Origin of the sequence: Actinoplanes sp. NPDC089786 (assembly GCF_040684855.1) — a bacterium.
GTDB lineage: Bacteria > Actinomycetota > Actinomycetes > Mycobacteriales > Micromonosporaceae > Actinoplanes.
Genome location: NZ_JBFBGU010000028.1, coordinates 51,819 through 76,880, shown reverse-complemented (window position 1 = coordinate 76,880; position 25,062 = coordinate 51,819). Strand labels below are relative to the sequence as shown.

25 protein-coding genes are annotated in these 25,062 nt (G+C 71.4%); 17 read left to right on the top strand and 8 right to left on the bottom strand.

Annotation, left to right across the window (positions count from 1 at the left end):
- Nucleotides 1–407 precede the first annotated feature (407 nt).
- The 3 genes from AB0O15_RS42235 to AB0O15_RS42225 all read right to left on the bottom strand — a co-directional run bounded on the left by AB0O15_RS42235 (nucleotide 408) and on the right by AB0O15_RS42225 (nucleotide 1,946).
- A complete protein-coding gene (locus tag AB0O15_RS42235; protein ID WP_364331792.1) occupies nucleotides 408–848 on the bottom strand; it encodes an SRPBCC family protein in 441 nt (146 codons plus the stop codon).
- A gap of 25 nt (nucleotides 849–873) precedes the next feature.
- The gene (locus tag AB0O15_RS42230) at nucleotides 874–1,365 is read right to left on the bottom strand and encodes a carbonic anhydrase (protein ID WP_364331789.1); all 492 of its coding nucleotides are present in this window, start codon (nucleotides 1,363–1,365) and stop codon (nucleotides 874–876) included.
- A gap of 74 nt (nucleotides 1,366–1,439) precedes the next feature.
- On the bottom strand, nucleotides 1,440–1,946 hold the full coding sequence (locus tag AB0O15_RS42225) for a GNAT family N-acetyltransferase (protein ID WP_364331787.1): 507 nt from the start codon (nucleotides 1,944–1,946) through the stop codon (nucleotides 1,440–1,442).
- 29 nt (nucleotides 1,947–1,975) lie between these two features.
- On the opposite strand from AB0O15_RS42225, the gene AB0O15_RS42220 reads away from it, so the two are divergent.
- The 11 genes from AB0O15_RS42220 (at nucleotide 1,976) to AB0O15_RS42170 (ending at nucleotide 14,244) form a co-directional block, all read left to right on the top strand.
- A complete protein-coding gene (locus tag AB0O15_RS42220; protein ID WP_364331784.1) occupies nucleotides 1,976–2,698 on the top strand; it encodes a class I SAM-dependent methyltransferase in 723 nt (240 codons plus the stop codon).
- A 62-nt stretch (nucleotides 2,699–2,760) separates the two neighbouring features.
- Nucleotides 2,761–3,330 (top strand): DUF998 domain-containing protein, encoded by a 570-nt coding sequence (locus tag AB0O15_RS42215; RefSeq protein ID WP_364331781.1) that lies wholly within the window; start codon nucleotides 2,761–2,763, stop codon nucleotides 3,328–3,330.
- Between the two features lie 4 nt (nucleotides 3,331–3,334).
- On the top strand, nucleotides 3,335–3,700 hold the full coding sequence (locus AB0O15_RS42210; protein WP_364331778.1) for a YciI family protein: 366 nt from the start codon (nucleotides 3,335–3,337) through the stop codon (nucleotides 3,698–3,700).
- Nucleotides 3,700–4,920: an RNA polymerase sigma factor gene (locus tag AB0O15_RS42205; RefSeq protein WP_364331776.1), complete on the top strand. Its 1,221-nt coding sequence runs from the start codon at nucleotides 3,700–3,702 to the stop codon at nucleotides 4,918–4,920. Before AB0O15_RS42210 ends, AB0O15_RS42205 begins: the two co-directional genes overlap by 1 nt.
- Nucleotides 4,921–4,995: 75 nt before the next feature.
- Nucleotides 4,996–6,324 (top strand): NAD(P)/FAD-dependent oxidoreductase, encoded by a 1,329-nt coding sequence (locus AB0O15_RS42200; RefSeq protein WP_364331773.1) that lies wholly within the window; start codon nucleotides 4,996–4,998, stop codon nucleotides 6,322–6,324.
- A 120-nt stretch (nucleotides 6,325–6,444) separates the two neighbouring features.
- The gene (locus AB0O15_RS42195) at nucleotides 6,445–8,757 is read left to right on the top strand and encodes an EAL domain-containing protein (protein WP_364331770.1); all 2,313 of its coding nucleotides are present in this window, start codon (nucleotides 6,445–6,447) and stop codon (nucleotides 8,755–8,757) included.
- A 174-nt stretch (nucleotides 8,758–8,931) separates the two neighbouring features.
- Nucleotides 8,932–9,420: a hypothetical protein gene (locus AB0O15_RS42190; RefSeq protein ID WP_364331767.1), complete on the top strand. Its 489-nt coding sequence runs from the start codon at nucleotides 8,932–8,934 to the stop codon at nucleotides 9,418–9,420.
- The gene (locus AB0O15_RS42185; RefSeq protein ID WP_364331764.1) at nucleotides 9,417–10,283 is read left to right on the top strand and encodes a hypothetical protein; all 867 of its coding nucleotides are present in this window, start codon (nucleotides 9,417–9,419) and stop codon (nucleotides 10,281–10,283) included. The genes AB0O15_RS42190 and AB0O15_RS42185 overlap by 4 nt, the downstream gene beginning before the upstream one ends.
- A gap of 12 nt (nucleotides 10,284–10,295) precedes the next feature.
- A complete protein-coding gene (locus tag AB0O15_RS42180) occupies nucleotides 10,296–11,072 on the top strand; it encodes a hypothetical protein (RefSeq protein WP_364331761.1) in 777 nt (258 codons plus the stop codon).
- 194 nt (nucleotides 11,073–11,266) lie between these two features.
- Nucleotides 11,267–12,187, top strand: a complete 921-nt coding sequence (locus tag AB0O15_RS42175; RefSeq protein ID WP_364331758.1) for a sugar phosphate isomerase/epimerase — start codon at nucleotides 11,267–11,269, stop codon at nucleotides 12,185–12,187.
- Nucleotides 12,187–14,244: a PQQ-dependent sugar dehydrogenase gene (locus AB0O15_RS42170; RefSeq protein ID WP_364331755.1), complete on the top strand. Its 2,058-nt coding sequence runs from the start codon at nucleotides 12,187–12,189 to the stop codon at nucleotides 14,242–14,244. Before AB0O15_RS42175 ends, AB0O15_RS42170 begins: the two co-directional genes overlap by 1 nt.
- Nucleotides 14,245–14,302: 58 nt before the next feature.
- On the opposite strand, the gene AB0O15_RS42165 is transcribed toward AB0O15_RS42170, so the two are convergent.
- Complete coding sequence (locus tag AB0O15_RS42165; RefSeq protein WP_364331752.1) at nucleotides 14,303–15,079, bottom strand: hypothetical protein; 777 nt, start codon at nucleotides 15,077–15,079, stop codon at nucleotides 14,303–14,305.
- Between the two features lie 99 nt (nucleotides 15,080–15,178).
- Between AB0O15_RS42165 and AB0O15_RS42160 the strand changes: the two genes are divergently transcribed.
- On the top strand, nucleotides 15,179–15,538 hold the full coding sequence (locus tag AB0O15_RS42160; protein WP_364331749.1) for an STAS domain-containing protein: 360 nt from the start codon (nucleotides 15,179–15,181) through the stop codon (nucleotides 15,536–15,538).
- Here AB0O15_RS42160 and AB0O15_RS42155 read toward each other — a convergent pair.
- Nucleotides 15,452–16,408, bottom strand: a complete 957-nt coding sequence (locus AB0O15_RS42155) for a sigma-70 family RNA polymerase sigma factor (protein ID WP_364331833.1) — start codon at nucleotides 16,406–16,408, stop codon at nucleotides 15,452–15,454. The two genes, AB0O15_RS42160 and AB0O15_RS42155, sit on opposite strands and share 87 nt — an antisense overlap.
- A gap of 97 nt (nucleotides 16,409–16,505) precedes the next feature.
- Here AB0O15_RS42155 and AB0O15_RS42150 point away from each other — a divergent pair, with 97 nt between their 5' ends.
- Nucleotides 16,506–17,336 (top strand): alpha/beta hydrolase, encoded by an 831-nt coding sequence (locus tag AB0O15_RS42150; RefSeq protein WP_364331746.1) that lies wholly within the window; start codon nucleotides 16,506–16,508, stop codon nucleotides 17,334–17,336.
- 21 nt (nucleotides 17,337–17,357) lie between these two features.
- Here AB0O15_RS42150 and AB0O15_RS42145 read toward each other — a convergent pair whose 3' ends face one another.
- Complete coding sequence (locus tag AB0O15_RS42145) at nucleotides 17,358–18,083, bottom strand: hypothetical protein (RefSeq protein WP_364331743.1); 726 nt, start codon at nucleotides 18,081–18,083, stop codon at nucleotides 17,358–17,360.
- A 239-nt stretch (nucleotides 18,084–18,322) separates the two neighbouring features.
- Between AB0O15_RS42145 and AB0O15_RS42140 the strand changes: the two genes are divergently transcribed.
- The 3 genes from AB0O15_RS42140 to AB0O15_RS42130 all read left to right on the top strand — a co-directional run bounded on the left by AB0O15_RS42140 (nucleotide 18,323) and on the right by AB0O15_RS42130 (nucleotide 20,627).
- A complete protein-coding gene (locus tag AB0O15_RS42140; RefSeq protein ID WP_364331741.1) occupies nucleotides 18,323–19,183 on the top strand; it encodes an NAD(P)H-binding protein in 861 nt (286 codons plus the stop codon).
- A 53-nt stretch (nucleotides 19,184–19,236) separates the two neighbouring features.
- Complete coding sequence (locus tag AB0O15_RS42135; RefSeq protein WP_364331738.1) at nucleotides 19,237–19,962, top strand: hypothetical protein; 726 nt, start codon at nucleotides 19,237–19,239, stop codon at nucleotides 19,960–19,962.
- Nucleotides 19,963–20,219: 257 nt separating this feature from the next.
- A complete protein-coding gene (locus AB0O15_RS42130) occupies nucleotides 20,220–20,627 on the top strand; it encodes a hypothetical protein (RefSeq protein WP_364331735.1) in 408 nt (135 codons plus the stop codon).
- Here the strand turns inward: AB0O15_RS42130 and AB0O15_RS42125 are convergent.
- Both AB0O15_RS42125 and AB0O15_RS42120 read right to left on the bottom strand, forming a co-directional pair.
- Entirely contained in the window at nucleotides 20,617–21,030 is a 414-nt protein-coding gene (locus AB0O15_RS42125) for a DUF1801 domain-containing protein (RefSeq protein WP_364331732.1), read from the bottom strand. The two genes, AB0O15_RS42130 and AB0O15_RS42125, sit on opposite strands and share 11 nt — an antisense overlap.
- Before the next feature lie 69 nt (nucleotides 21,031–21,099).
- Complete coding sequence (locus tag AB0O15_RS42120) at nucleotides 21,100–21,930, bottom strand: SDR family NAD(P)-dependent oxidoreductase (protein WP_364331729.1); 831 nt, start codon at nucleotides 21,928–21,930, stop codon at nucleotides 21,100–21,102.
- A 559-nt stretch (nucleotides 21,931–22,489) separates the two neighbouring features.
- Between AB0O15_RS42120 and AB0O15_RS42115 the strand changes: the two genes are divergently transcribed.
- Complete coding sequence (locus AB0O15_RS42115) at nucleotides 22,490–24,985, top strand: LuxR C-terminal-related transcriptional regulator (protein ID WP_364331727.1); 2,496 nt, start codon at nucleotides 22,490–22,492, stop codon at nucleotides 24,983–24,985.
- The last annotated feature ends 77 nt before the right edge of the window (nucleotides 24,986–25,062 follow it).

Here is a 25,062-nt window from a genome sequence, read left to right as displayed (position 1 = left end):
CGCGACCGCAATCGCCGCAAACCAAGATCAAGAGCGTGATGTCGCACCTGGGTGGGTGGCCCGGACCGCAGCTCCCGCCGAGGCCGGGCGCGCAACTCCAAGGCCGTGACCGGCCAGAACAGAGCCGCCCACCCTCAATTCTGCGTAAGTGGTCACCCTCAACCCCACCGACGCCCGTGGCCGCAGAAAGGGCGAGCGGCCCCCCGCGGCCGGCATGGCTACCTGCCTTGACCCGCGGCCGGGCGTGACCGGCGGCAGAGGGGGTGAGCGGGCACCCCGCCGGCCTGGCGCAACCAGCAGCCGAAGGATCGACCAGGCAGCTCAGCGGCCTCGACCCACCACGACCGGCAGGTGACCGAAGCCCCTTTGCTCTGAGCGCGTATAGGCAACACCCGGGGCCGATGCGCTCAGGCCGAACGTCCAGCGGCCTCGGTCAGGGCGTCCCGGAGGAGCGCCAGATCCGTAGCGAGCGCCCGCCCGCTGGTCAGCCGCAACACCGGTCCGAGCAACGGATTGCGCAACGTCAGCTCGATGGTGTGGTCGATCCGCGTACCGGATGGTGTCGGGGTGAGCTGGAACGTCAGGTCGGCGCGCCGGAACATCGGTGAGGAGAGCAGGGTGAAGGTCAATGAGCGCCCGGGGTGGTAGGCGGTGACCCGGAAGTCTTGGCGCTTGCCGGACGGCGAGACCGTGGTGGCTTCCCAGCCGACACCCACCGGAGCTGTCGTGCGGGGGATGACCTCGGCGATGCTCCGGTCCCATCGGGGCGTGCTGTCGACCGGGTCGCTGAGGAAGGCCCAGACCTGGTCGACGGGTTGCCCGACGACCGTTGACGTGTGAAGCCGCATGCCATCGAACGGTAGGCGGGGCCGGCTACTCCACCTCGCGGAGGCGGCCCGTCTCGACCTCGTAGACGAAGCCGCGCACCGAGTCTTTCACCGGGATGAACGGGTCGTCGAGGATGCGGCGGATCGACTGGCGGACGTCTTCGTCGAGGTCGGCGAAGGCTTCGGCGGCCCAGCTGGGCTTGATGCCGACGTCGGCCTGGATGGCGGCCTTGAACTCGTCGTCGGTGAAGGTCAGCATGCCGCAGCCGGTGTGGTGGATCAGGATGATCTCGGTGGTGCCGAGGAGGCGCTGGCTGATCGCGAGGCTGCGCAGCTCGTCGGCGGTGATCACCCCGCCGGCGTTGCGGATGACGTGGGCGTCGCCCTCGGTCAGGCCGAGCAGGCCGTAGGGGTTGAGCCGCGCGTCCATGCACGCGACCACGGCGACGTGCTTGGCGGGCGGCAGCGGCAGGTCGCCCTTGTCGAAGGAGGCCGCGTAGCGCTCGGCGTTGGCCAGGAGGTCGTCGGTCACAGTCATGGCTGGAGCCTACCTACCCGATAGGAGTTAGGGATAGCGCTGGCTGCGATGACAAAGGTCAGGTGTACGAACGGTCAGCGCAGCCGGCGGATCATCATCAGGCAGAGGTCGTCGTCCACCCGCACCTGGTCGCCGGGGCTGCAGATGGCGCCGCCGTAGGTGACGCCGCGCCCGTCCGGGCGGTAGCCGCGCTTCAGGTACATCAGGTGGGCGGGGCCGTAGTCGGCGTACAGGCCGACCCCGATGCCGGCGATCGGGCTGCGCGTCGCCTCGTGTTCCTCGGCCAGGTCCATCAGGGCGGTGGCGAGGCCCTGGCGGCGGAGGTGCGGGAGGACGTTGAGGTCCTGGATCTCGGGGATGCCCTGTGAGCGGAACGGCGCGTATTCCGTTTCCCACTTGACCGTCAGGTAGCCGGCGAACTCCCCGCCGCCGGTGCGCGCGACCAGGATCACCCGGTCGCCCGCCGCCTGCTCATCCAGATAACGCTCGTACTGCGTGTGGTCCTTGCCGGGCCAGCCGAGCACCGTGAACGCCGCCACGATCTCGTCGATGTCGCCCGAAGTCAGCTGTCCGATCGGCATGGGCCGGATCCTGCCCTAGGGTCGGCCCCGTGGCATCTGATATCTGGGCGGGCGGGGACGCGTACGAGGCGTACGTCGGGCGGTGGAGCCGGGTCGTGGCGGCTGAGTTCGTCCGTGGCCTGGGCGGGGAGCGCTGGCTCGACGTCGGCTGCGGCACGGGCGCGTTGAGCGCGGCGGTCAGCGACGGCTGGGTGGTGGGTGCGGACCGTTCCGAGGCTTTCGTACGGAGAAATCCGCGCCGGACGGTCGTCAGCGACGGCATCGCGCTGCCCTTCCGGAACGGCACGTTCGACGTGGTGATCAGCGGCCTCGCCCTGAACTTCATGCCCGACCCGGTCCAGGGTGTCCGGGAGATGGCCCGCGTGGCCGACGGCGTGGTCGCCGCCTACGTGTGGGACTACGCCGAGGGCATGCAGCTGATGCGCCACTTCTGGGATGCCGTCGACGACCCCGGCCAGGACGAGGCCGCCCGCTTCCCGATCTGCCACCCCGACGCCCTGGCCGAGGCCTGGCGGGCCGCCGGACTCGAGGACGTGACCACCGGGCGGATCGAGATCCCGACCGTCTTCGCCGACTTCGACGACTACTGGCGCCCGTTCCTCGGCGGCGCCGGCGCGGCACCCGGCTACCTGCTCTCCCTGCCGCCCGAGAAGCAGACTGAGCTGCGCGAACGCGTCCGAAGCGGGCTGCCCGAGGGTGAGATCCGGCTGACCGCGAGGGCGTGGACGGTACGAGGCCGGAAAAAAGTTTGAGGTCCCGTGTCGAAATCCCGGCGGCCCGTTCGAGCTACCTGGTGACGAAGGGAGTTCGACACATGGTGGTCGCCGGGATCATCGCCGGACCGTTGTATGTGATCGTGTCGCTGATCGAGATCGTGAGCCGGGACGGCTTCGACCCGCGGCGGCACGCCTGGAGCCAGCTCGCCAACGGCGACTGGGGCTGGATCCACAGCACGAATCTGATCGTGTCGGGCCTGCTGATCGTCCTGGCCGGCTACGCGTGGAAGAACCGGGCCGGCCTCTTCCTGGCGCTCTACGGCCTGGGCATGGTCGTCGCTGGGTTCTTCACGGCCGACGCCGGCCGCGGCTTCCCCGCCGGCGCTCCGGAGACGGTGCCGCTGAGCACCCACGGCCTGATCCACTTCGCGGCCGGCGGCGTCGGGTTCGTCGGCCTGATCATTGCCTGCTTCCTGATGCGGAGCCGGCTGGTCGGCACGCTGTTCGCGCTGGCCTACGTCGCGCTCATCGCGGGTGGTGGCGCGGCCTGGAGCCTCCTGACCTTCACCGCCGCGGTGATCATGGTCAGCGTCTGGATCACCGCCACGTCCTTGCGACTCACCAAGAGCGGAAGAAGCAACTCGCCAAGAACCGGAAGAAAGAGGTAGTCCGATGAGGTTCCTGACCCTGCTCCGCGCCGCCCAGCCCGAGGGCGCACCGTCGCCCGAGCTGATGGCCGCCATCATGAAGCTCGGCGAGGAGGCCACCGCGTCCGGCGCCCTGCTCGACACGGCCGGCCTGGCCCCGTCCGCGGCGGGCGCCAAGGTCGCGCTCCAGGGCGGCGACCTGACCGTCACCGACGGCCCGTTCGCCGAGGCTAAAGAGGTGATCAGCTACGCGATCTACGATGTCGGCAGCCGGGACGAGGCGGTCGAGTGGGCCTCCCGGTTCGTGAAGCTGCACCGGGACATGTGGCCGGGCTGGGAGGGCGAGGTGGACGTGCTGAAGGCCTTCGGTCCGGAGGACTTCCCCCAGTAGTGCAGGCCGTCGAAGCGATCTGGCGGATCGAGTCGGCCCGGTTGATCGCCGGGCTGGCTCGGTTCGTGCGCGACGTGGGGCTGGCCGAAGATCTGGCTCAGGACGCGCTGGTGGCCGCCCTCGAACAGTGGCCGCGGGACGGGGTGCCGGATGCGCCCGGGCCGTGGCTGATGGCGGTGGCCAAGCGTAAGGCCATCGACGCGTTGCGCCGCCGGGACTCGTACGCCCAGAAATTGATCTTGATCCACCGAGAAGCCGAGCCGCCGGTGGACGACTGGGACGACGCGATCGCCGACCACCTGGGTGACGACCTGCTCCGGCTGATCTTCACCGCCGCCCACCCGGCCCTCACCCCGGACGCGCAGAAGGCCCTGATCCTGCGCATGCTGTGCGGCCTGAGCACCCCGGAGATCGCCCGCGCGTTCCTGGTTCCGGAGGCCACGGTGGCCCAGCGGATCGTCCGGGCCAAGCGGAGCCTGACGGATGTGCGGTTCGAGATGCCGACCCGGGCGGAGTTGGCCGCGCGGACCCGGCAGGTCCAGCAGGTGGTCTACCTCATCTTCAACGAGGGGTACGCGGCCACGGCCGGCGAGGACTGGGCGCGGCCGACGCTGTGCCACGAGGCGATGCGCCTCGGCCGCCTGCTCGCGTCGCTGCTGCCGGACGACGCCGAGACACATGGGCTGCTGGCCCTGATGGAGCTGCAGGCGTCGCGGCTGGCCGCCCGCCAGGACGCCGACGGTGAGCCGGTGCCGCTGCTGGAGCAGGAGCGCCACCGCTGGGACCGGGCGCTGATCCGGCACGGGCTCGACGCGCTGGACCGGGCCGAGGCGCTGGGCGGTGGCCCGTACACGCTGCAGGCCATGATCGCCGCCTGCCATGCGCGCGCGATCCACGCCGAGGCGACCGACTGGCCGCGGATCTCCGCCCTCTACGAGGTGCTCGCGCACGTGCAGCCCGGCCCGGTGGTGCGGCTCAACCAGGCGGTCGCGCTCGGCTTCGCCGGCGACCCGTCGCGCGGCCTCAGGATCGTCGACGAGCTGGGCGACAAGCTGCCGGGTTACCCCCACCTACATGGGGTACGCGCGGAGCTGCTCGATCGCCTCGGTCGCGGCGACGAGGCCCGCGCCGAGCTCGACCGCGCCGCGTCGATGTCGCGGAATGTCGCCGAGCAGCGGCTCTTCCGCCGCCGGGCCGACCGCATCAAGCCCCGAAGGTAGGTCCAGTTCCACATTCGCCGCGCATCCATCGCCTCGGAAGCGAATTTGAAACCAGACCTAGGGCATGCTGTCCGCATGTCTCACCGCGTAGTCATCGTCGGCGCCGGCTTCGGCGGTCTGTTCGCCGCCAAGTCGCTGCGCCGGGCCGACGTCGAGATCACGCTGATCAACGGCACCGCCTACCACCTGTTCCAGCCCCTGCTCTACCAGGTGGCGACCGGCATCCTGTCCGAGGGGGAGATCGCGCCGCCGATCCGCGAGATCCTCCGGCGGCAGGACAACGTCGACGTGCGGCTGGGCTGGGTGGCCTCGATCGACCCGGCGGCGAAGAAGGTCCAGGTCGAGGCGCCGGGTGTCGACTACGAGGTGGAGTACGACACGCTGATCGTCGCCGCCGGCGCGTCCCAGTCGTACTTCGGCAACGACGGGTTCGCCGACCACGCGCCCGGCATGAAGAGCATCGACGACGCGCTCGAGCTGCGCGCCCGCATCTTCGGCGCCTTCGAGCTGGCCGATCTGCAGACCGACCCCGAGGCGATCGACCGCTGGCTGACCTTCGTGGTGGTCGGCGCCGGCCCGACCGGCGTCGAGATGGCCGGCCAGATCGCCGAGCTGGCCCACCGCACGCTGCCCGGCCAGTACAAGCACATCGACCCGCGCAAGGCCCGGGTGATCCTGATCGACGCGGTCGACCGGGTGCTGCCCTCGTTCGGCGACCAGCTCTCCACCCGCGCGCTCCAGCAGCTGCACCTGATGGGCGTCGAGGCCGAGCTGAAGACCAAGGTGGTCGGCGTGGACGCCACCGGCATCGAGGTGGAGACCGAGCGCGGGCACGAGCGCATCGAGTCGATGACCAAGATGTGGGCGGCCGGCGTGGCCGCGCCGCCGCTGGCCCGGCAGCTCGCCGAGGCGACCGGCGCCCCCGCCGACCGGGCCGGCCGCATCCAGGTCAACCCCGACCTGACCGTGCCCGGTCACCCGGAGATCTTCGCGGTCGGCGACATGGCCTCCCTCGACCAGCTCCCCGGCGTGGCCCAGGTGGCGATCCAGGGCGGCAGGTACGCGGCCGGCCTGATCAAGCGCCGGCTGGCCGGTCAGCCGGCGGCCGGCCCGTTCCGCTACTTCGACAAGGGCAGCATGGCCACGATCAGCCGCTTCCACGCCGTGGCCAGCGTGGGCCGGCTGCGTTTCTCGGGCTTCCTGGGCTGGCTGATGTGGCTGGCGGTGCACCTGCTCTACCTGGTCGGCTTCAAGAACCGGGTGACGGCCGTGCTGCACTGGGCGGTCAGTTTCCTGGGCCGCGGGCGCTCCGAGCGGGTGTCCACGTTCCAGCAGGCGTTCGCCCGTGCCGCCGTCCGCGAGTACGGCGATCCGTTCCAGCGAGAACGGTCACGCAGCGCGTAACCGGTCATGACGCTACGCGGTGTGACCAATTGACCGATGCGGGCGTATTCACCTTTGCCTAGCGTGTCGACCATGGGCGGGACTCCTACGAATCCAGGCCGTCCCGCCGATATTCCGGACATGGTCCTAGACGCGCGGGCGCCGGTTCGCCATGTCGTGGCGACGGCTGCTCTCGTGCTGGCCGGGTCCGTCTGGTACGTGCTGTTCCGGCTCGACCTGGTCGGCCCGGCCTGGCCGGTCTACTGGCTGCTGCCGCTCAGCGGCACGATCGCGGTCTACGGCATGGTCCGGCTGGTCCAGGTGATGCCCCTGGTGCCCGAGGTGCGCCGGTTCTGGGGCCGGGTGGCGATCGCCGGCGCCTCGATCGCCACCGGCTACACGCTGCTGGCCCTCGATGTGACCCGCAACTCGGTCGGAAACCGGCCGCCGCCGATCGGCCCGGTCGCCGCCAGCTTCATCGCGCTCGGCTTCGGCATGGCCATCTGGGCCGTCGCCGCGGTGCCGATGGGCCGGCCGCGGGGCTCCCAGTGGCGCCTGCTGCTCGACCGGTCCATCGCGTTCTTCGGCCTGGCCGTGCTCCTCTGGCACTTCTGCGTGGCACCGATGCTGGCCGCCCCCGACCCGTGGAGCGACGCCGGCATCGCCCTGGTCGGGCTGGCCTGCCTGCTCGCCATGGGTGGCGTGGCCAAGGTCTCGTACGTGGCCGGCGGCCCGGTCGACCGCACCGCCGTACGCCTGATCGCCTCGATCGGCCTGACCGCCGCCGTCCTGGCCGTGATCGCGGTGAACCTGGGCTGGGACGGCGACGTGCCCGGCCAGGCCATCGTGCTCCCCGTCGCGCCGCTGCTGGCCGCGCTGGCCACCCGCTCGCAGTGGCAGGCGGCGCTCACCCCGCCGACCGGCCCGGAACGCCCGGCCGGCTCCATGCTGCCGTACCTCGCGGTGATCTCGGTGGCGACCACCATGGTCGCGGTCGCGGCCGGCGGCATGAGCTGGACCGACCGCGCCGCGATGCTGCTCTGCGTGCTGGTCGGCGTGCTGGTCACCACCCGCCTGGGGGTCGGCTTCCGGGACAACGCCCGGCTGCTGGCCGAGCGGCAGCAGTCCGAGCTGCAACTGCAGCACGAGGTCACCCACGACGGCCTGACCGGGCTGGCCAACCGGGCCCTGTACCGCGACCGGCTCGCCGCCGACCTGCGGTCCCACGACGCGGTGTCGGCGCTGATCATCGACCTGGACGACTTCAAGACGGTGAACGACTCGCTCGGTCACGCGGTCGGCGACCGGCTGCTGGTGTCGGTGGCCGAGGCGCTGCGCTCCGCGGTGGGCGCCGACGGGCTGCCGGCCCGGCTCGGCGGCGACGAGTTCGCGGTGCTGATCAGCGAGCGCCCCGAGCTGGGCACGCACGTGGCGCAGCGGGTGCTCGACGCGCTCAGCCGCCCGCTCGGCCCGGACCGGCTGCTCGTGCAGGCCAGCATCGGCGTGTCCACCGCCGAGAAGGGCACCAGCCTGGACACCGTGCTGCGGCAGGCCGACGTCGCGATGTACGCGGCCAAGCAGCGTGGCAAGGCCGGCTACGTGGTGTACACGCCGGGCATGGAGAAGCCGGTGCTCACCCACATCCAGCTCGGCGGCGAGCTGCGCCGGGCCCTGGACGAGGGCGAGTTCCGGGTCTACTACCAGCCGGTGATGCGGCTGGCCGACAACACCATCATCGGCATGGAGGCGCTGGTCCGCTGGCAGCACCCGACCCGCGGGCTGGTCCCGCCGATCGAGTTCATCCCGGCCGCCGAGCGCACCGGGCTGATCGTGCCGCTGGGCCGCTGGGTGCTGCGGGAGAGCTGCCGCCAGCTCGCGGCCTGGCTGAGCGAGTTCGGCCCGGACGCCATCCAGAAGCTCGGCCCGAACGTGTCGGCGCGGCAGCTGCACGACCCGGACTTCGTCGCCGACGTGCGCGAGGCGCTGGCCGAGAGCGGGCTGCCGGCCGAGCGGCTGGTGCTGGAGCTGACCGAGTCCGAGGTGCTGCGGGGCCGCCAGGTGCTGCGGTCCTTGCACGAGTTGCACGCCATGGGCGTACGCCTGGCGCTGGACGATTTCGGCACCGGCGAGTCGTCACTCAGCCTGCTGCGGGCGTTCCCGGCGTCCATCGTGAAGCTGGACAAGTCCTTCGTCGACGGCATCGAGATCGAGGACGGCGACCCGGCGGCGGCCGACGCCCGGCAGGCGGTGGCCCGCGCGGTCAGCCAGCTGGCCGGGGCGCTGCGGCTGGACACGGTGGCCGAGGGCATCGAGAACGCCGGGCAGGTGGCCAAGCTGCGCGAGCTCGGCTACACCCTGGGCCAGGGCTACCACCTGGCCAAGCCGATGCCGCCGGAGCAGATCCGGAAGCTGCTGCGCGCCCAGGCTCAGCGAACAGTCGGAGTGGCTCGCTAGGCCGTGTCCTGCCGATCAACCGGGGCTGCGGCGGGGCCCAGAGCGCGCCTGACGGCACCCGCGACCCACCCACATCCAACACCAGGATGAGGGCGCGCCGCGGGCGACGCCAGCCACACTCTGAACCGCGCCTCGCTCTCGGCTGATCGGCAGGACACGCCCTAAACTGCCGCCATGGAGGCGGATGCGCTCACCGCGTGGCTCGAACAGCTGATCTTCGCCGACCTGACCACCGTCGAGCTGACCGCGCGGGTGATCGACAGCGTGGCCGAGTGGGGCGCCGGGCAGGGCTGGCGGGTCTACCGCCGCGCCCCGAGCGTGCTGACCCTCCCGCCGCCGCTCGAGCGGCAGCATTCGGTGGTCGACGTCGCGTTCGCCCGCACCGACGGCCCGCCGCTGGTCGTCGAGGTCGACCACACCGATCGCACGCGTACGGTCGACAAGCTGCTCGCCGAGGCTCAGGCCGGCCGCATCGCGATCTGGGTCCGGTGGGGGAGCGGCCCGTTCAAGGCGCCGCCGATGCCGGTCCAGATGGCCACCCTGACCGTGACCCGCCGTTCGGGTCGCCGGTTCGCCCGCGCGCATGATCTGATACCTCCGGCGCACGGCGCCGGCATCACCGAGGCACAGGAGATCACCATGCCGTTCGGGGAGACTTCATGACCGAATCCTCGACGCGCCTCGCCTGGCGCGTCACCGAGCCCCTGCACGCGATGATCTACTTCGCGCCCGAGGGGTTCCGCCGCTTCGCCGACCTGGGCCTGAGCGCGATGGAGGGCTACTTCGCGGCCCGTGGTGGTGTGTTCGGCGTGACCGGCCCCGGCCCGGTGATCGCCACCTTCTACAACTTCAACCCGGCGCTGGTGCGGTCGGCGCTGCCCGCGGCCTGGGAGCGCACCACCCCGGCGGCGGCGCTGGACGCGCAGTTGTCGGCCGCCGACGAGGCGCTGCGGCGTGGCCTCGGCGCGGTCGACACTCCGGAGATCGTCGAGGCCGCCGGTCTCGCCCGGCGGGCGGCCGAATCGGCGGCGGCCTTCCCGCAGGGCCGGCCCCTGTTCGCCGCGCACGCCGCTCTGCCCTGGCCCGCCGAGCCCCACCTGCAGCTCTTCCGGGCGCAGGGCGTGTTGCGCGAGTTCCGGGGCGACGGGCACGTGAGCGCGCTGCTCCAGGCCGGCGTCACCGGCGTCGAGGCGAACGTGCTCCAGGTCGCGGCGGGCCGCTCGCCGCGCGAGTTTCTCCAGGTCACGCGCGGCTGGAGCGACGACGAGTGGGGCGCGGCGACAGACGCGCTGCGTACCCGCGGATGGGTTTCCGACGAGGGGCTCACCGACGCCGGAAAGGCCCAGGTCGAGGAGCTCGAGGCGATCACCGACCGGCTGGCCGAGCCGGGCTGGGCGGTGCTGGGCGAGGAGGGCCGCCTGCGGCTGGCCGAGCTGACCCGGCCGCTGAGCCGCACGATCGTCAAGGCGGGCCTGCTCGACCCGATGAACCTGGTCAAAGCGGCGCAAAAACCCGCCGGCCCGTAGCACTCTGGAGGGATGGAGGCCCCGCCGAAGCCGCATCCCGCCGAGTGGTGGGCGCAGTTCCCGGAGGCTTCCGAGCGGTTCGACGACGCGCTCCTGGTCGACGGGCTCGGCGACCTGCTGGTCCGCCGGATCGCCGCGCCGCTGCTGCGGCAGGAGGCCCGGCTGGCCACCGACGTGGTGGTGCGCTGGCTGAACAAGCGGCAGAGCCAGGAGCTGGAGGCGTGGGCGCACGCGGCGGCGGCCCGGCTCGCCGACACCGTGCGCCGGTTCAACGAGAGCGCGACCAGCACCGCCTCCACCGAGGAGGCCGAGGTGCTCAGCCTGGCCCTGAAGGGTGACTACGCCGAGGCGGCGGCGGCGGCCGAGCCGATGATCGGCTTCATGCCGCTGCTCCGGCTGTTCGTCACGTCGCTGCGGCTGGAGTACTTCGACATCCCGCTGACCCTGCGGCTGCTCGACGCCGGCCAGCACCCCGAGCAGGCGATCCGGTCCGGCTTCCTGATCGGCAAGTACGGCTGGTGGCCGGCCTGGCTGCTCAAGGTGGTCACCGAGCGGGCGCTGGCCGGGACGCTGGACCCGTACACGATCCGGGCGCTCGACCAGTGTGCGTACGCGGAGCTGAGTCCCTTCCAGGCGCGGCTGGCCCGCCGCCTGCTGGACGGCGAGGCCGAGTTGATCTCCACCGCCGCGCAGCGTCTCGAAGGTTTAGGCGAGAAGAACGCCGCTGAGCGGCTACGGGACGGCGATCTGGAGACCGTGGCCCTGGCCGCGCGTCTGGTCCCGCTGTAGAACATCCGCCGTCCTCAGCCCCGCCACCACCCTTAACGGGACTAAACCCGATTTCTTCTGCTTACCGGGACTTAACTTTTGCACGATCTGACGAATCTTTATCTCGTAACCCCTTTAACTTCCCGGTAACGTCCCCATTGCACATCGTCGATCTACCCCGTGCATGTCCACATCCGACCGGGGAGGCCTCCTCCATGCCTGTAAGCCGCAGAAACCTATTGGGCGCAGCCGCCGCCGGCGCTGCCGCGCTCGGAACGTCCTCAGTGCTCTCCTCGCCCGCCCAGGCGACAGCGGGCTCCAGCGGCCGTGTGCCGCGCGACCACATCAGCGTGCAGCTCTACACGCTGCGCGATCAGCTCAACATCGACCTCGAGGCGAGCCTGGAGGAGCTTGCCGAGATCGGGTACACCCGCGTCGAGCACGCCGGGTTCGTCGGCCGCACCGCCGCCCAGTTCAAGGCCGCCCTCGACGCCGCCGGTCTCCGCGCCACCTCCGGCCACGTCGGCATCCCGCAGCCGTGGAACGCCGACACCTGGAAGCGCGCGCTCGACGACGCCGCGATCGTCGGCAACAAGTTCATCGTCCACCCGTTCTTCGGGCTGGGCGCGAAGGGTCCGATCCGGGACGCGAAGGTCTACCGCGCCTTCGCCGCCGACCTGAACAAGGCCGGCGAGCTGGCCCGCCGGGCCGGGCTCAGCTTCGGCTACCACAACCACCACCTCGAGTTCGTCCGCCAGGACGGCACCGACCGCACCGGCTTCGACATCCTCACCAGCCAGACCGACCCACGGTACGTGCACCTCGAGGTGGACCTGCACTGGGCCTGGCGCGGCGCGCACGACCCGGTCGACCTGATCCACCAGAACCGGGGCCGGATCCGCCAGGTGCACGTCAAGGACCTCAAGGTCGACACCAGCAACTTCACCAGCGCGCCGTTCGAGGACGCGGGCGCCGGGGTGATCGACTTCGGACGGATCTTCAAGCTCGCCCGCGAGGCCGGCCTGACCGAGTACATCGTGGAGCGCGACGACGCGGGCACCCCGCCGCGTACACCGGAACAAGCCTTGGACACCGCCCGCGTGGGCTACGACTTCCTCAAGGGACTCAGGTTCTGATGATTCGGAAACTTCTCGCCACCACCGCCGCGGCGACGCTGATCGCCGCCACGTTCGCGGCGCCGGCCTCGGCCGCCGCGCCGCCGGACTCCGACTTCCAGAAGGTCACGCTCGACGACTTCCCGGGCGAGCCGATCGCCCTGGCCGTCCTGCCGGACAAGCGGGTGCTGCACACCGCCCGCAACGGCGACGTGCGCATCTACGAGCCGCGCACCGGCCGCAACGTGCTGGCCGCCCACATCCCGGTGTACCTGCACGACGAAGAGGGTGTGCAGGGCGTCGCGATCGACGCCGACTTCGCCAGCAACCGCTGGGTCTACATCTACTACTCGCCGGTGCTCGACACCCCGACCGACAACCCGGACACTCCCGGGGTCAACGAGGGCGACGCGCCGGAGACCGGCACCCCGGCCGACTTCGCGCGGTTCGACGGCCACCTCCAGCTGTCCCGGTTCAAGCTCAAGGGCAACACCCTCGACCTGGCCACCGAGCAGCAGATCCTCCAGGTCAACACCAGCCGCGGCATCTGCTGCCACGTCGGCGGCAAGATCGACTTCGACAGCAAGGGCAACCTGTACCTGTCCACCGGCGACGACTCGAACCCGTTCGCCTCGAACGGCTACACGCCGATCGACGAGCGGGCGAACCGCAACCCGGCGTTCGACGCCCAGCGCTCCTCGGCCAACACCAACGACCTGCGCGGCAAGGTTCTGCGCATCAAGGTGAAGCCGAACGGCACCTACTCGATCCCGAAGGGCAACCTCTTCGAGCCGGGCACCCCGAAGACCCGCCCCGAGATCTACGCGATGGGCTTCCGGAACCCCTTCCGGTTCACCGTCGACCCCAACACCGATGTGGTGTACGTCGGTGACTACTCGCCGGACGCCAACACGCCCAACCCGTCGCGTGGCCCGGACGGTCGCGGGCGCTGGATGGCCGTCGACAAGCCGGCCAACTACGGGTGGCCGTACTGCGTCGCGCCCGACCTGCCGTACGTCGACTACAACTTCGCCACCGGGCAGTCGGGCCAGCCGTTCAACTGCGCCCAGCCGGTGAACGACTCGCCGCACAACACCGGCCTGCGCAACCTGCCGACGGTCGAGAAGGCCGAGATCATCTACGGGTACGGCCCCAACGCCCAATGGCCCGAGCTGGGCACCGGCGGCATCGGCCCGATGGGCGGCCCGGCGTACGACTACGACCGGACCAACCGCTCCGAGACGGCGTGGCCGGCCGAGTTCGACGGCAAGCCGCTCTTCGCCGAGTGGACCCGCGACTACGTCAAGGCGTTCACGCTGGACAACCGCAACCAGGTCACCAAGATCGAGTCGGTGCTGCCGTCGGTCATCTTCGACAACCCGATGGACCTCGAGTTCGGCCCCGACGGCGCGCTCTACGTCCTCGAGTACGGCGACGGCTACTTCGCCGAGAACCCCGAGGCGCAGCTGGCCCGCATCGACTACGCGCCGGCCAACAAGACCCCGATCGTGAAGATCAACGCGGAACCGACCGTCGGCTCGGCCCCCTTCACGGTGGCGTTCTCCAGCGCCGGCACGTACGACCCCGACGGCGACGACCTCAAGTACGCGTGGGACTTCAACGCGGACGGCACGGTCGACTCCCGCAAGGCGTACCCGTCGTACACGTACACGCAGAACGGTGACTACCGCGCCGTCCTGAAGGTCACCGACTCGACCGGCCGCTCGGCCTCCGCGGAGTTCCCGCTCCACGTCGGCCCGGTCGCCCCCTCCGTCGAGCTGGTCACCGACCCGGCCGAGGGCGAGCCCTTCGCGTTCGGCGACGTGGTGAACTACCAGGTCAACGTCACCGACGACGCCACCGTCAACTGCGCGAACGTCACGGTCACCTACATCCTCGGCCACGACCAGCACGGCCACCCGCTGTCCACCTCGGCCGGCTGCAGTGGCTCCATCACCACGTTCATCCCCGCCGGTCACGAGGGGGCGGACAACCTGACCGCCGTCTTCGTGGCCGAGTACACCGACGCGGACGGCTCCACCGGTTCCGCCCAGGTCGTGCTCACGCCTTCCGAGTAACGCTTTCACCGCACGAAACGTGGGCCGGGTGCGCGAACACCCGGCCCACGTCGCATCTTCACCAGGGCGCGTAGGACCAGCCCATCGGGTTCTGGAAGTACGAGATCGGCACGATGCCGATGCGGCCGCCCGCGCTGGTCGAGTAGACCTTGCCGGCGCCCAGGCTGATCGCCACGTGGCCGGCCGCGCTGGTGTTGTAGAAGACCAGGCTGCCGCGCGGGGCGTCGGAGTACGGCTGCTGCAACGGCCGTGCGTTGGCGTTGGCACGGGCCGTCGCGAACCGCCCGCTCGTGCCGAACGCGTTCTCGACGGCCAGTTCGCACTTGCCCTCGTAATTGGTGCGCCCGCTGTTGTTGTAGAACCACTGAATGGCGCGCTCACCCGATCCCATGCTGGCCCAGACCGCGCTGCCGCCGTACATGACGAGATTGCCGTCGTCCTGCATCACGAGCCGATTCCCGCCGCGCCGCTGAGTGTTCGTGGTGAAGATGACGCCCGAGTCCGAGTAGATGACCAGATTGCCGTCGGACTGCATGACCAGCCGGGGGTTGTTGCCGCGGGTGTTGCTCGACCAGAGGGCCCCGTTCGGCCCGTAGACGACGAAGTTGCCGTCGCTCTGCATGCGGGCCTGATAGCGGCGGTTGCCCGAGATCAGGCTCTGATTCTGGGCGCCGGCCAGCGCCTCGTTCGAGCCGCCCCACAGCGTGTCGCTGCCCGCACCGGCCTGCGCCGGCGCACCGGCGGCAACGGCGCCGACACTGAAGGCGAGAACCGCGCCACTGATAGCGAGCAGCCGGCGGAGACCTCGGAAAGCGTTACGGTCGGTGACGATCACCTTCCGCGGGAAGCCCCCGAGGCCTTCGCCGACGCCGTGCTGACCGTGCGGGCCTGGCTCTGACCGATGAGTTGCGGCGGCGCCGCCGGTCCTACTCACATGGCGGATTCCGCAATTGCCCTCACGGTCGGCGCGACGGTCCGGCGAGCGGACATCCCCGGCCTGTGTGCCGCGCTCGCCGCGCTGATGGACCGCGGAGATCGTGGTGTGGTGGTCTGCGACGTGTCCGCGGTGGGCCGGCCGACCGTGGTGACGGTCGAGGCCCTGGCCAGGCTCCGGCTGACCGCCCGCCGGCACGGCCGGCGCCTGATGCTCGACGGCGCCGGCCCGGAGCTGCGGGGGCTGCTGCGCCTGCTCGGGCTGGCCGGGGAGCTACCCGAGGTGGGCCGGGAGGCCGAAGAGCGGGAACAGCCGGGTGGTGTCGAGGAAGTTGTTGACCCCGGCGATCCGGCCGGCTGAGATCTCCAGCACGATCAGCGCCCACGGGTCGTGCCCGGCGCCGGTCCGGCTCGGCCGATATTGCCCGAACGCCGGCAGGCCGTTGGACACCACCGGCACCAGGCGGGAACCGCGGCAGCCACTACCCGTGCCGGCCATCCAGGCGGCGATGTCGTCCTGGCCGTGCAACCACAGCGGCAGCGGCGGCATCGACAGCTTCGCGTCGTCGTGCAGCAGCGTCGTCAGCGCGTCGAGGTCGTACGCCTCGAACGCCTTCACATAGCTGGCGAGCAGCGCCCGCTGGTCGCCATCGAGGGGGTCGTGCACGTCGGCGGTGATCTCGGCGGCGGCGATGGTGGCGCGGGCCCGCTGCAGGGCGCTGTTGACGCCGGCCACCGAGGTGTCGAGGAGCTCGGCCACCTCCTGCGCCGACCAGGCCAGCACCTCGCGCAGGATCAGCACCGCCCGTTGCCGGGGCGGAAGGTGCTGGAGGGCGGCGATGAACGCCAGCCGGATCGACTCCCGCCCGGCGACCACGTCGGCCGGGTCGGCCACCCCGGCCAGCACCCGGGCATCCGGCGCCGGGCCCACCCACATCTGTTCGGGGCGCGGTTCGCCCGGGTCGGTGGCCCGCCCGGACCCGGCCGGGCCGAGATCCATCGGGCGGACCCGCAGCTGGGCACTGGCCAGCATGGTCAGGCAGACGTTGGTCGCGATCCGGTACAGCCAGGACCGCAGCGCGGCCCGCCCCTCGAACCGGTCGAGACCCTTCCAGGCCCGGACCATCGTGTCCTGAACCGCGTCCTCGGCCTCGAAGGCCGAACCGAGCATCCGGTAACAGTGCCCGGTCAGCTCCGGCCGGTACGCCTCCAGCTGCGATTCCACCGTCATGTCGACCACGCGGAAAACTTAGCGCGCGGCGATGAGTTTGCGGCGCCCGTTCGGTCTGTACTGGCATCAAGTCGATCGTGAGCAGCTAGGAGCCATCATGACCAGCACCGCATGGACCGCCGACAGCTTCGGCTCGGGCCGGTACGCCGACGTCAACGGCATCAACCTGTACTACGAGACGCACGGTGGGGGCAGCCCGCTGATCCTGCTGCACGGCGGTCTCGGCTCGGGTGAGATGTTCGCGGCGGTCCTGCCCGCACTGACCGCGCGCCACCGGGTCATCCTGGTCGACCTGCAGGGGCACGGCCGCACCGCCGACATCGACCGGCCGCTCGACCTCACGCTGATGGCCGACGACGTGGCCGCGCTCATCGACCACCTGGGCCTGGACCAGCCGGCCGTGGTCGGGTTCTCGCTCGGCGGCGGGGTGGCGTACCACGTCGCGATCCGGCACCCGGAGAAGGTGAGCCGGCTGGTGGCGGCGTCCGCGCACATCCGCCGCGACGCCACCTACCCGGAGATCCTCCAGCAACAGGGCCAGGTGACCGCGGCGGCGGCCGAGTTCATGAAGGAGACGCCGATGTACGAGCTCTACCAGCGAGTCGCACCCCGCCCCGAGGACTTCCCGAAGCTGCTCGACAAGGCCGGCGAGTGGATGGCGCAGGACTTCGACTTCACCGAGGACGTCCGCGGCCTGCGCGTGCCGACCATGGTGGTCGCCGCCGACGCCGACATGGCGCCGCCGAGCCACTTCGTCGAGGTGTTCAAGCTGCTCGACGGCGGCCTGCGGGACGGCGGCTGGATGAACGAGGGCCGGCCCCAGGGCGGGCACGCGCTGGCGATCCTGCCCGGCCTGACCCACTACAACATCGTCGACTCGCCGCTGTTCGCCGCGGTGACCCTGGCCTTTCTCGAGCAGAAGAGCTGACCGCGAAGGGCCCGCCCCCGGTCACCGGGGCGGGCCGTCGCCGGTCGGATGTGGACGTCCCCTGGCAATCCGGCGCCGGTTCACCAGGATCGCCAGGGCCGTGGCCACCGCCGCCCAGCCGAGCAGGATCGCCGGCATCCCCATCGCGGCCGGGCCGGCGTCGGCGATCACCGCCACGGCCAGCGTGTGACTGGACGGCGGCGCGGCCAACCCCACCGTCAGGATGAACGTGGCGGGCTGGAACAGAACCGTCACCACAGCGGCCAGCCAGGCGCGCCGGCGAACCATCCGACCCATCGCCGCCCCGATGAGCGCCCAGAGCGGGAAGCACGCGAGGCTCGCCGCCAGGCACCAGAGCACCGTGGGGTCGGACAGCATGGTCGGGTCGGGCGCCACACTCGGGTACCCGTTGGTACGCATCGGACGCAGCCCGGCGACGATCGCCACCACCCCGACGCCGAGCCCGAGCACCGCACCGATCAGGGCCGCCCGGAGAGCCGTCGCGTGGCGGTACGCCCCCGAGCGGGCGACCAGCCAGGCCCCCGCGACCGCCGCGACCGTCTGCCCGACCCAGTGCCCGGCCGTGTAGACGTGCGCCGCCAGATCACGGTGATACTCCAGCCGTTCCGGATCCGACTGCGGATCGTAGTAGGCGAAATACTCCCCGATGCCGACACTCAGCGGAGTGGCCAACGCGGTCCACGCCACCAGCCCACCGACGACGACCACCACACCCCACCGCGGCATGCCGCCCATCGTGACACGGCACCCCAAACCACCCGCTCGGATCCCGGGGCGGGGACTTCCCCTCCTGGAGATCGGCCCGGCACCCGCGCTTCGATCGTGGGACCGGATAGAAGTGGCCGCGTCCGCGGGTGCCCGCGGCTCGATGCTACGGTTCCGGCAGCGAGGTGCGGCGTCGGAACGCCTCGTCGCCGGCCAGATCCGGCCCCTGGCGCGTGATCGCTACGCGTCTGGAGTTCATCATGGCCCATCCCGCCGGTAAGCCGACCCTCGTCATGGGTGCCCGTGGAAGCGTCGGCCGGCACGTTCTTGACGAACTGATCGCCCGGGGTGTCGCGGTTCGCGCGTCCGCCCGTCGTCCGGAGCCGGGCCAGTTTCCCGAGGGCGTTGACGTGTACGCCGCCGATCTGACCGACCCGGCCAGTCTCGCCCCCGCGTTCGACGGCGTCGAGCAGGTGTTCCTCTACGCCAACCACCAGGGTGTCCAAGACGTCGTCAAGGCCGCACAGTCGGCCGGCGTGCGCCGGATCGTGCTCATGTCCTCCGGCAGCGTCATCCACCCGACCTCCCAGGGCAACCCCATCACCGAGGAGCACCGAAAGGTCGAACAGGCCTTCGCAGCCGCGCCCGATCTGACGGTGATCCCGCTGCGGCCTCTGGTGCTCGCCACGAACACCCTCGGCTGGGCGTATCCGATCAAGGCGAACGGGACGGTGCCGCTCTACCAACCGGATGCGATCACCGCTCCGATCCACGAGCGTGACGTCGCGGCCGTCGCCGTCGCCGCGCTCACCGGTGACGACGCGACCACCGGCCTGCTCACCGGCCCCGCCCGGATGAGCCAACGGGACCAGGTCGCCACGATCGGCGCCGCGATCGGCAGGAACGTCACCGTCACCGCACTCAACCGCGACGACGCCCGCACGCGGTTCTCCCGGTTCATGCCCGCCGAGCAGGCCGGAGCCGTGCTGAGCTTCCTCGACGACGCCGCGGCCGGGAACTCACCCATGACCGGCACCGTCGAGCAGATCCTCGGCCGGCCCGCGCTCTCCTTCGACATCTGGGCCATCGACCACGCCGCCCATTTCGTGGGGTCGGACTGAGAATGAGCTGAGCGGCGTCAGGGCTCAACGTCGGATCTGGCTAGCGTGACGGAATGACGGATATCAGCCGGAAGTGGGGCCGAGTGACGGCTTTCGTGCTGGTGTTCGGGCCGCTCCTATGGTCTTCGGGATTGCTGTTGCGGACGCTCGCCGTCTCTTCCGCGGGATTCACCCCCGACGATGTCGCGCGGTTCGCCGCAGAGCCGTTCGCGGTTCGGGAGCAGTTGGCCGCCTATGCCGCGAACCCGGTGCTGACCGTCGCGGGCTACGCGGTGTTTCTTGCCGGGGCGATCATCCTGATACCCGCTACGGCGGCTTTAGCCTGGCTGGCGGCCCGGCGATCACCCGTGCTGGCGGCTTCCGGCGGAGCGTTGGCGATTCTCGGCCTCGTGGCCCGGGTGTATTTCGCCGGCGTCGATCACGTGGCGTTCCAGCTCGCGACGTCACAGGGTCTCGATGCGGCGGCGACGATGGTGCTCGACACGTACGTCGACATTTCCTACGGGCCGTGGCGGATTGCCGTGGTGGCGGCCTTCGGGCAGTACGTCGGCGCCTTGCTCCTGGCGGTTGGACTGTACCGGGCCAAGATCTTCGGCGTCGTCCGCGCATTGCTGTTTCTGTGGCCGGCGACAATGTGGACGGGTGTCCTCAAGACCGCCGGGTGGTGGGACGTCGTCGCCAGTGTGCTGTTGCTGGTCGTGCTGACCGTTCTTGCCGTTCCATGGTTACGCACCGGGGAGCCACGATCAGGGCCGGAGCGCGGCCTGCGGATCTGGTGAGCGGGGGAACGGTCACGCCCGGCGGTCGCGGCACGGCCTGGGCGGACCGCCCAGGCCGCGGAGTGGGGACGGGGCCGTGGTGTGCCCGTACCCGCAAAGGTTTAGCTCCGGGGGTTACGTGGACGGCGGGGCGGAAGCGGCCGTCGATGCCGCCGGGGAGCGGGCCGATGGTGATGTCGGCGGCCCGGGTCAGCAGAACTGACGCGCTCAGCTTGAGATCCAGGCCCTCCGATGAGCAGGATGGCGGGATGGGTCGAATGCTCCTCGCTGTCGCAGCCGTACTGGTCCTCGCCGGATGTGGCGGTTCGGACAAGCCACCTCCGCCCGCGCCGTTGCCGCCGACGTCGGCGCCGGCCTCGATCGAACCGTCCGACGACGATCCGTTCGCCACCACGGAACCGTCCGCGCAGGTCACCGAGGAGGAAGACCCCGAGCCGAGCGCCGCGCCGGGTGACCTCTCGGACGAGGCGCAGGCCATGTTGGACGAGGCGGTCGGCACCGAACTGGGCGCGCTGGAGGCGGCGCCGCCGGCCGAGGCGGCCAAGCGCCGGGCCAGCCTGGAGAAACTGCCCGAGGAGCCGGCCAAGGTGGTGGCCGCCCTGCGCGACTACGAGTGGTATTCGCCGCAGGCCAAGGCGCTCTACCAGAAGGCGATCAGCTCGTGATCGTCTTTCCGTCCGTCGCCCGGAAGGCGGAAGCGACCATCTCGCGGAGCACCGCCTGGTCGACGTGGTCGAGGCGCTTCAGGTAGAGGCAGCTCTTGCCGATCTTGTGCGGGCCCAGCCTCGCCAGGAAAGCCGGATCGAAGCCGGTCAGATAGAGGACCAGCGCGGCCTTGCGCGGCGACAGGCCCACGGCCGGCCAGTCGCCCTCGCGGCCGGTCGCGTACCGGTAGTGGTAGGCGCCGAACCCGACGATGGCGGCGCCCCACATCACCGGCGCGGCCCCGGTGACCTCGGCGACCAGGTCGCAGGCGGCGATCGCGTCGGCGCGGCGGACCGGGTCGGCCACCGAGTCGAGAAACTCGGCGGTGCTGGCCGTGGTCGCGGTGGTCTTCGGTTCAGCCATGGTCGACCTCCAGAATGACGCCGTCCGTCGGGCGGCAGGGTTGGTCGCGCGTCGAGTGTCTCAAACCGCTCATGGCTCGTACTCGGCGCGGACGCTGGTCGGGCGGGTGCCGTCGGTGTCGGTGAAGCCGTACTCGGCGGCCAGCTCGGCCACCACCAAGGCCTGGCCGCTGCGGATTGCGGCGCCGGCCGGGTCGGCGGCCAGGGCGAGGATGGCGCGGCCGATGAACTCGGGGGACTCCGAGTTGGAGAGATCGAAGAAGTCGCCCGAGCGCAGGACCCCCTCGGTGCGGACCAGGCCGGGGTAGAGGGAGACCACGCTGACCTCGCGCGGTTTCAGGTGGGCGGCCATCAGGCGGGCCATGCGGTCGTCGGCGGCCTTGGCCACGCCGTAGGAGACCTGGTCGGTGTCTCGCGGGTAGCTGCCGGGGAAGAACGAGATCGTCGCGACCAGGCCGCCGGGTCGCAGCAGGGGCGCGGCCAGGGCCGTCGCGGTGTAGTGGGCCCGCACGCCGGCGGTGAACATGTCGTCCCACACCTGGAGCGGCTGTTCCCAGAACGGGCCCTCCATGTCTTGGAAGCGGTCTTCGTGATAGGCCGCGTAGCCACCCCACACGTTGTTGACCAGCACGTCAAGGCCGCCGGCCTCGGCACGCACCCGCTCGAACAGGTCTCGGGTCTGGTCGTCTTCGGTGTGATCGCAGACCACCGGCACGCCGTGGCCGCCGGCCTGGTCGACGGCCGCGGCGGTCTGTTCCACCGTGCCGCCGAGGGTGGGGAACGTGACCTTGTCGCCGGTGGAGCGACCGGTCACGAACACTCGATAACCGGCCGCGCCCAGGGCGACCGCGACCCCTTTGCCCACACCCCGGCTCGCGCCGGTGACCACTGCCGTCTTCATACCGAGACTCAACCACCCGGGTACGACAAGAACGTCAGTCGGTGGCGATGTTGGTCGCGGCGGCGAGGATGGTCAGGAGGGGAACCACCGCCTGGGGCCAGCCGGTAGTCGCCTCGGTGGGTCTTGATGATCAGGTGGGCCTCCTCCAGCCCCTCAAGCCCGGCGGTCGCGGCCCGGCCCGGACGGCCGCTCAGGTCGCGGAGCGGGGGCGGGGCGTGTCAACGGCGCCCTAAGCAGGTGCTTAACTAGCACGTATCGACATACGTCTTCCTTTTCTGTCATCGCCGCGTAACACTGACGACATGGAACTTGCATCAAGGGTGCAACATTCCGGGCCGGACGCCGACGCCGTGGTCGCACTGGTCAACACCGGCGGGGCGCTGCTGCTCAGCGGGCCGGTCGGCAGCGGCCGGACCACGCTGCTCGCCCTCGCCGCGGCGTCGGCCTCGGACTCGGCTTGTGAGGTCCGCTTTGTCCCGGGCGATCCCCTCGAGACGTCGATCGCGTACGCGGGGTTACAACGTCTGGTCGGACCCGATCTTCACCGCGCCGCCGCCTCGTGCCCGCCGCATTCCTTTCGCGCCTCTTCTTCGCCGGCGGTCTGCCCGAGCGCCGGCTGGCCCGCTGGGACGCCGCGACCTCCCGCAGGCTGCTCGCCGCCAGCGTGCCCGGCCTGCCCGCCGACGTCGCCGCCGCCGTCTCCGACCTGGCCGGAGGCAGCCCCGGCGCCCTGTCCGGCCTGGCCGGCGCCCTCACCCCCGCCCAACGCCGCGGCGACGCCCCCACCCCCGTCACCCTGCCCCCGCACAGCCCCGTGGCCACCGCCTTCCGCGAGATCCTGTCCGGCCTGCCCGCGGAGACCCGGAAGCTGGTCCTGGTCGCCGCCGCCGCCGCCGACCTGCACCCCGCCGACCTGCACGCCGCGGCCCTGGAGGCCGGCGCCGGCCTGGAGGCCCTGGCCCCGGCCGAACAGTCCGGCCTGATCTCCACCGCAGGCCCCGTGGTGACCTTCACCGAGCCGGTGACCAGGGCCGTCGCCTACCACGAGGCCCCGCTGACCGCCCGCCGCGCCGCCCACGAGCTGCTGGCCACCACGTTCGCCCGCTCCGGCCGCCGCCTGCCCGCCCTGATCCACCGAGCCGCGGCGACCGCCGCCCCCGACGAGGCCCTGTCCCAAGCCTTGATCGACCAGTCCACCGGCGCACCACCCCGAGCCGCGGCAACCGCCCTGGAACACGCCGCCCGCCTGACCGCCCACCCCACCTCCGCCGCCTCCTCCTTGCTGGCGGCCGCCCGCCGCGCCTGGACCGCCGGCCAACGCCACCGAGCCACCCTCCTCCTCCGAGCCACCTCCTCATTCATCGCCGCCGGCAACCTCCCGCCCGCCTACCTCCCCGCCGGCCCATCGCGCCCTTCCGCTTCCGTGCCGGTGTCTGTTCCTGGGCTGGTTTCTGCTTCGGCGCCCGCCTCTGTTCCTGGGTCGGCTTCCGTTTCGGCGCCCGCGTCCGCGCCTGGGCCCGGTTCCGTTTCTGGGGGCGCCTTTGGGCATGCCAGTTCGGCCGGGCGCGACGCTTACTCCGTACCCGCGGCTTCTTTGATCGGGCATTTTGACCAGCTCGCCGGTGGGGTGGCGCGGCTGGATGCTGAGATGCGGCTGCGGGACGGGGCGGCGACGGTGGCGGGGGACGCGCTGCTTGATCATGCGCGGCGGCTGGGCGGGCAGGACGTGGTGGCGGCGGCGGAGGCGCTGGTGCTGGCGGGGGAGACGCGCTACCTGGCTGGGCGGCACGATCGCTACCAGGAGATCGCCCGGGAGATGGCCGCTCTCCCTCGCCCGGCCGAGGTCGGACCGGCGCTCACGCTGGCGTTCTGTCACGTGGCCGGGCTGGCGGCGATGTTCCGGGGTGATCATGCGGCGGCGTTTCCGGAACTGCGCCGGGTCGTCGAGCTGGCCGACCAGGTTCCGCAGCCGGCGGCGCTGATCCGGGCGGCCATGGCCGGGCTGCTGATCGGGGACGGCGCCCGGGCGGCGGCACTGGCCGAACGCGCCGTCGCCCTGGCCCGGGCCCGCCACGAGGCCGCGCTGGTGCCGCAGGCCCTGGAGATCTCCGCGTTCGCCGACCTGTCCGCCGGGCGCTACGAGGCGGCGACGGCCGCGGCCCTCGACGGTGTCGCCCTGTCCCAGGCGTGCGGCCAGCCGCGCCTGGCCCAGAGCCTGCTCGGCACGTTGGCCGTGCTGGCGGCGCTGGCCGGTGACCGGGAGACCTGCCGCCTGCGCATCCGCGAGGCGGCCGTCCGCGACGGGACCGGCGGCCCCGACCAGGCGCGCGGCCTCTGCCAGTGGGCGCTGGCCGTGCTCGACCTGGTGCACGACCGCCCGCAGGCCACCCTCGACCGCCTCCGATCCAGCCTGGTCGCCGCGGCCGGGCACGGGAACGTCGTACTCCAGGTGGCCGCGACCCTGCACCTGGCCGAGGCGGCCTGGCGCTGCGGCGAACACGAGCCACCCGCCGACGCCGCCCTCAAGGACGCCTTCGAGAATTGGGCCGCCGTCACCGGCAAGCCGTCCTGGCTGGCGTTGCGCTCCCGCTGCCGGGCCCTCCGATCCGCCGACGAGGACGAGGCCGAACACCACTTCCGCGAGGCCCTCGACCTGCACGCCGAGGGCGACGCCGACTTCCCCCGCGCCCACACCGAACTGCTGTTCGGCCGCGAGCTACGCCGTCGCCGCCGCCCCGGAGCGGCCCGCGACCACCTGCGCAGCGCGCTGGAAACCTTCCACCTCCTGGACGCCCACCCCTGGGCCGAACAGGCCGACGGCGAACTACGCGCGGCGGGCGAACACGTGGAACGAGCCGCCACCACCGCGGCGCTCCCGTTGACGGCCCAGCAGGAGCGCATCGCCCGCCTGGTCGCCGACGGCGCGACCAACCGTGAGGTGGCCGCCCGCATGTACCTGTCCCCCCGAACCGTCGACCACCATCTCCGCAACGTCTTCATCCGGCTTGGCGTCCGGTCGCGGACCGAGTTGGCTCGCCTCATGGTCTCCGCCTGACCATCGCCGAGGGGGCGCCCGGTCGTTCGGGCCTCCTGCGTGATGTGTGCCTTCTGGGTTTCTGGTCGCGCTTCGAG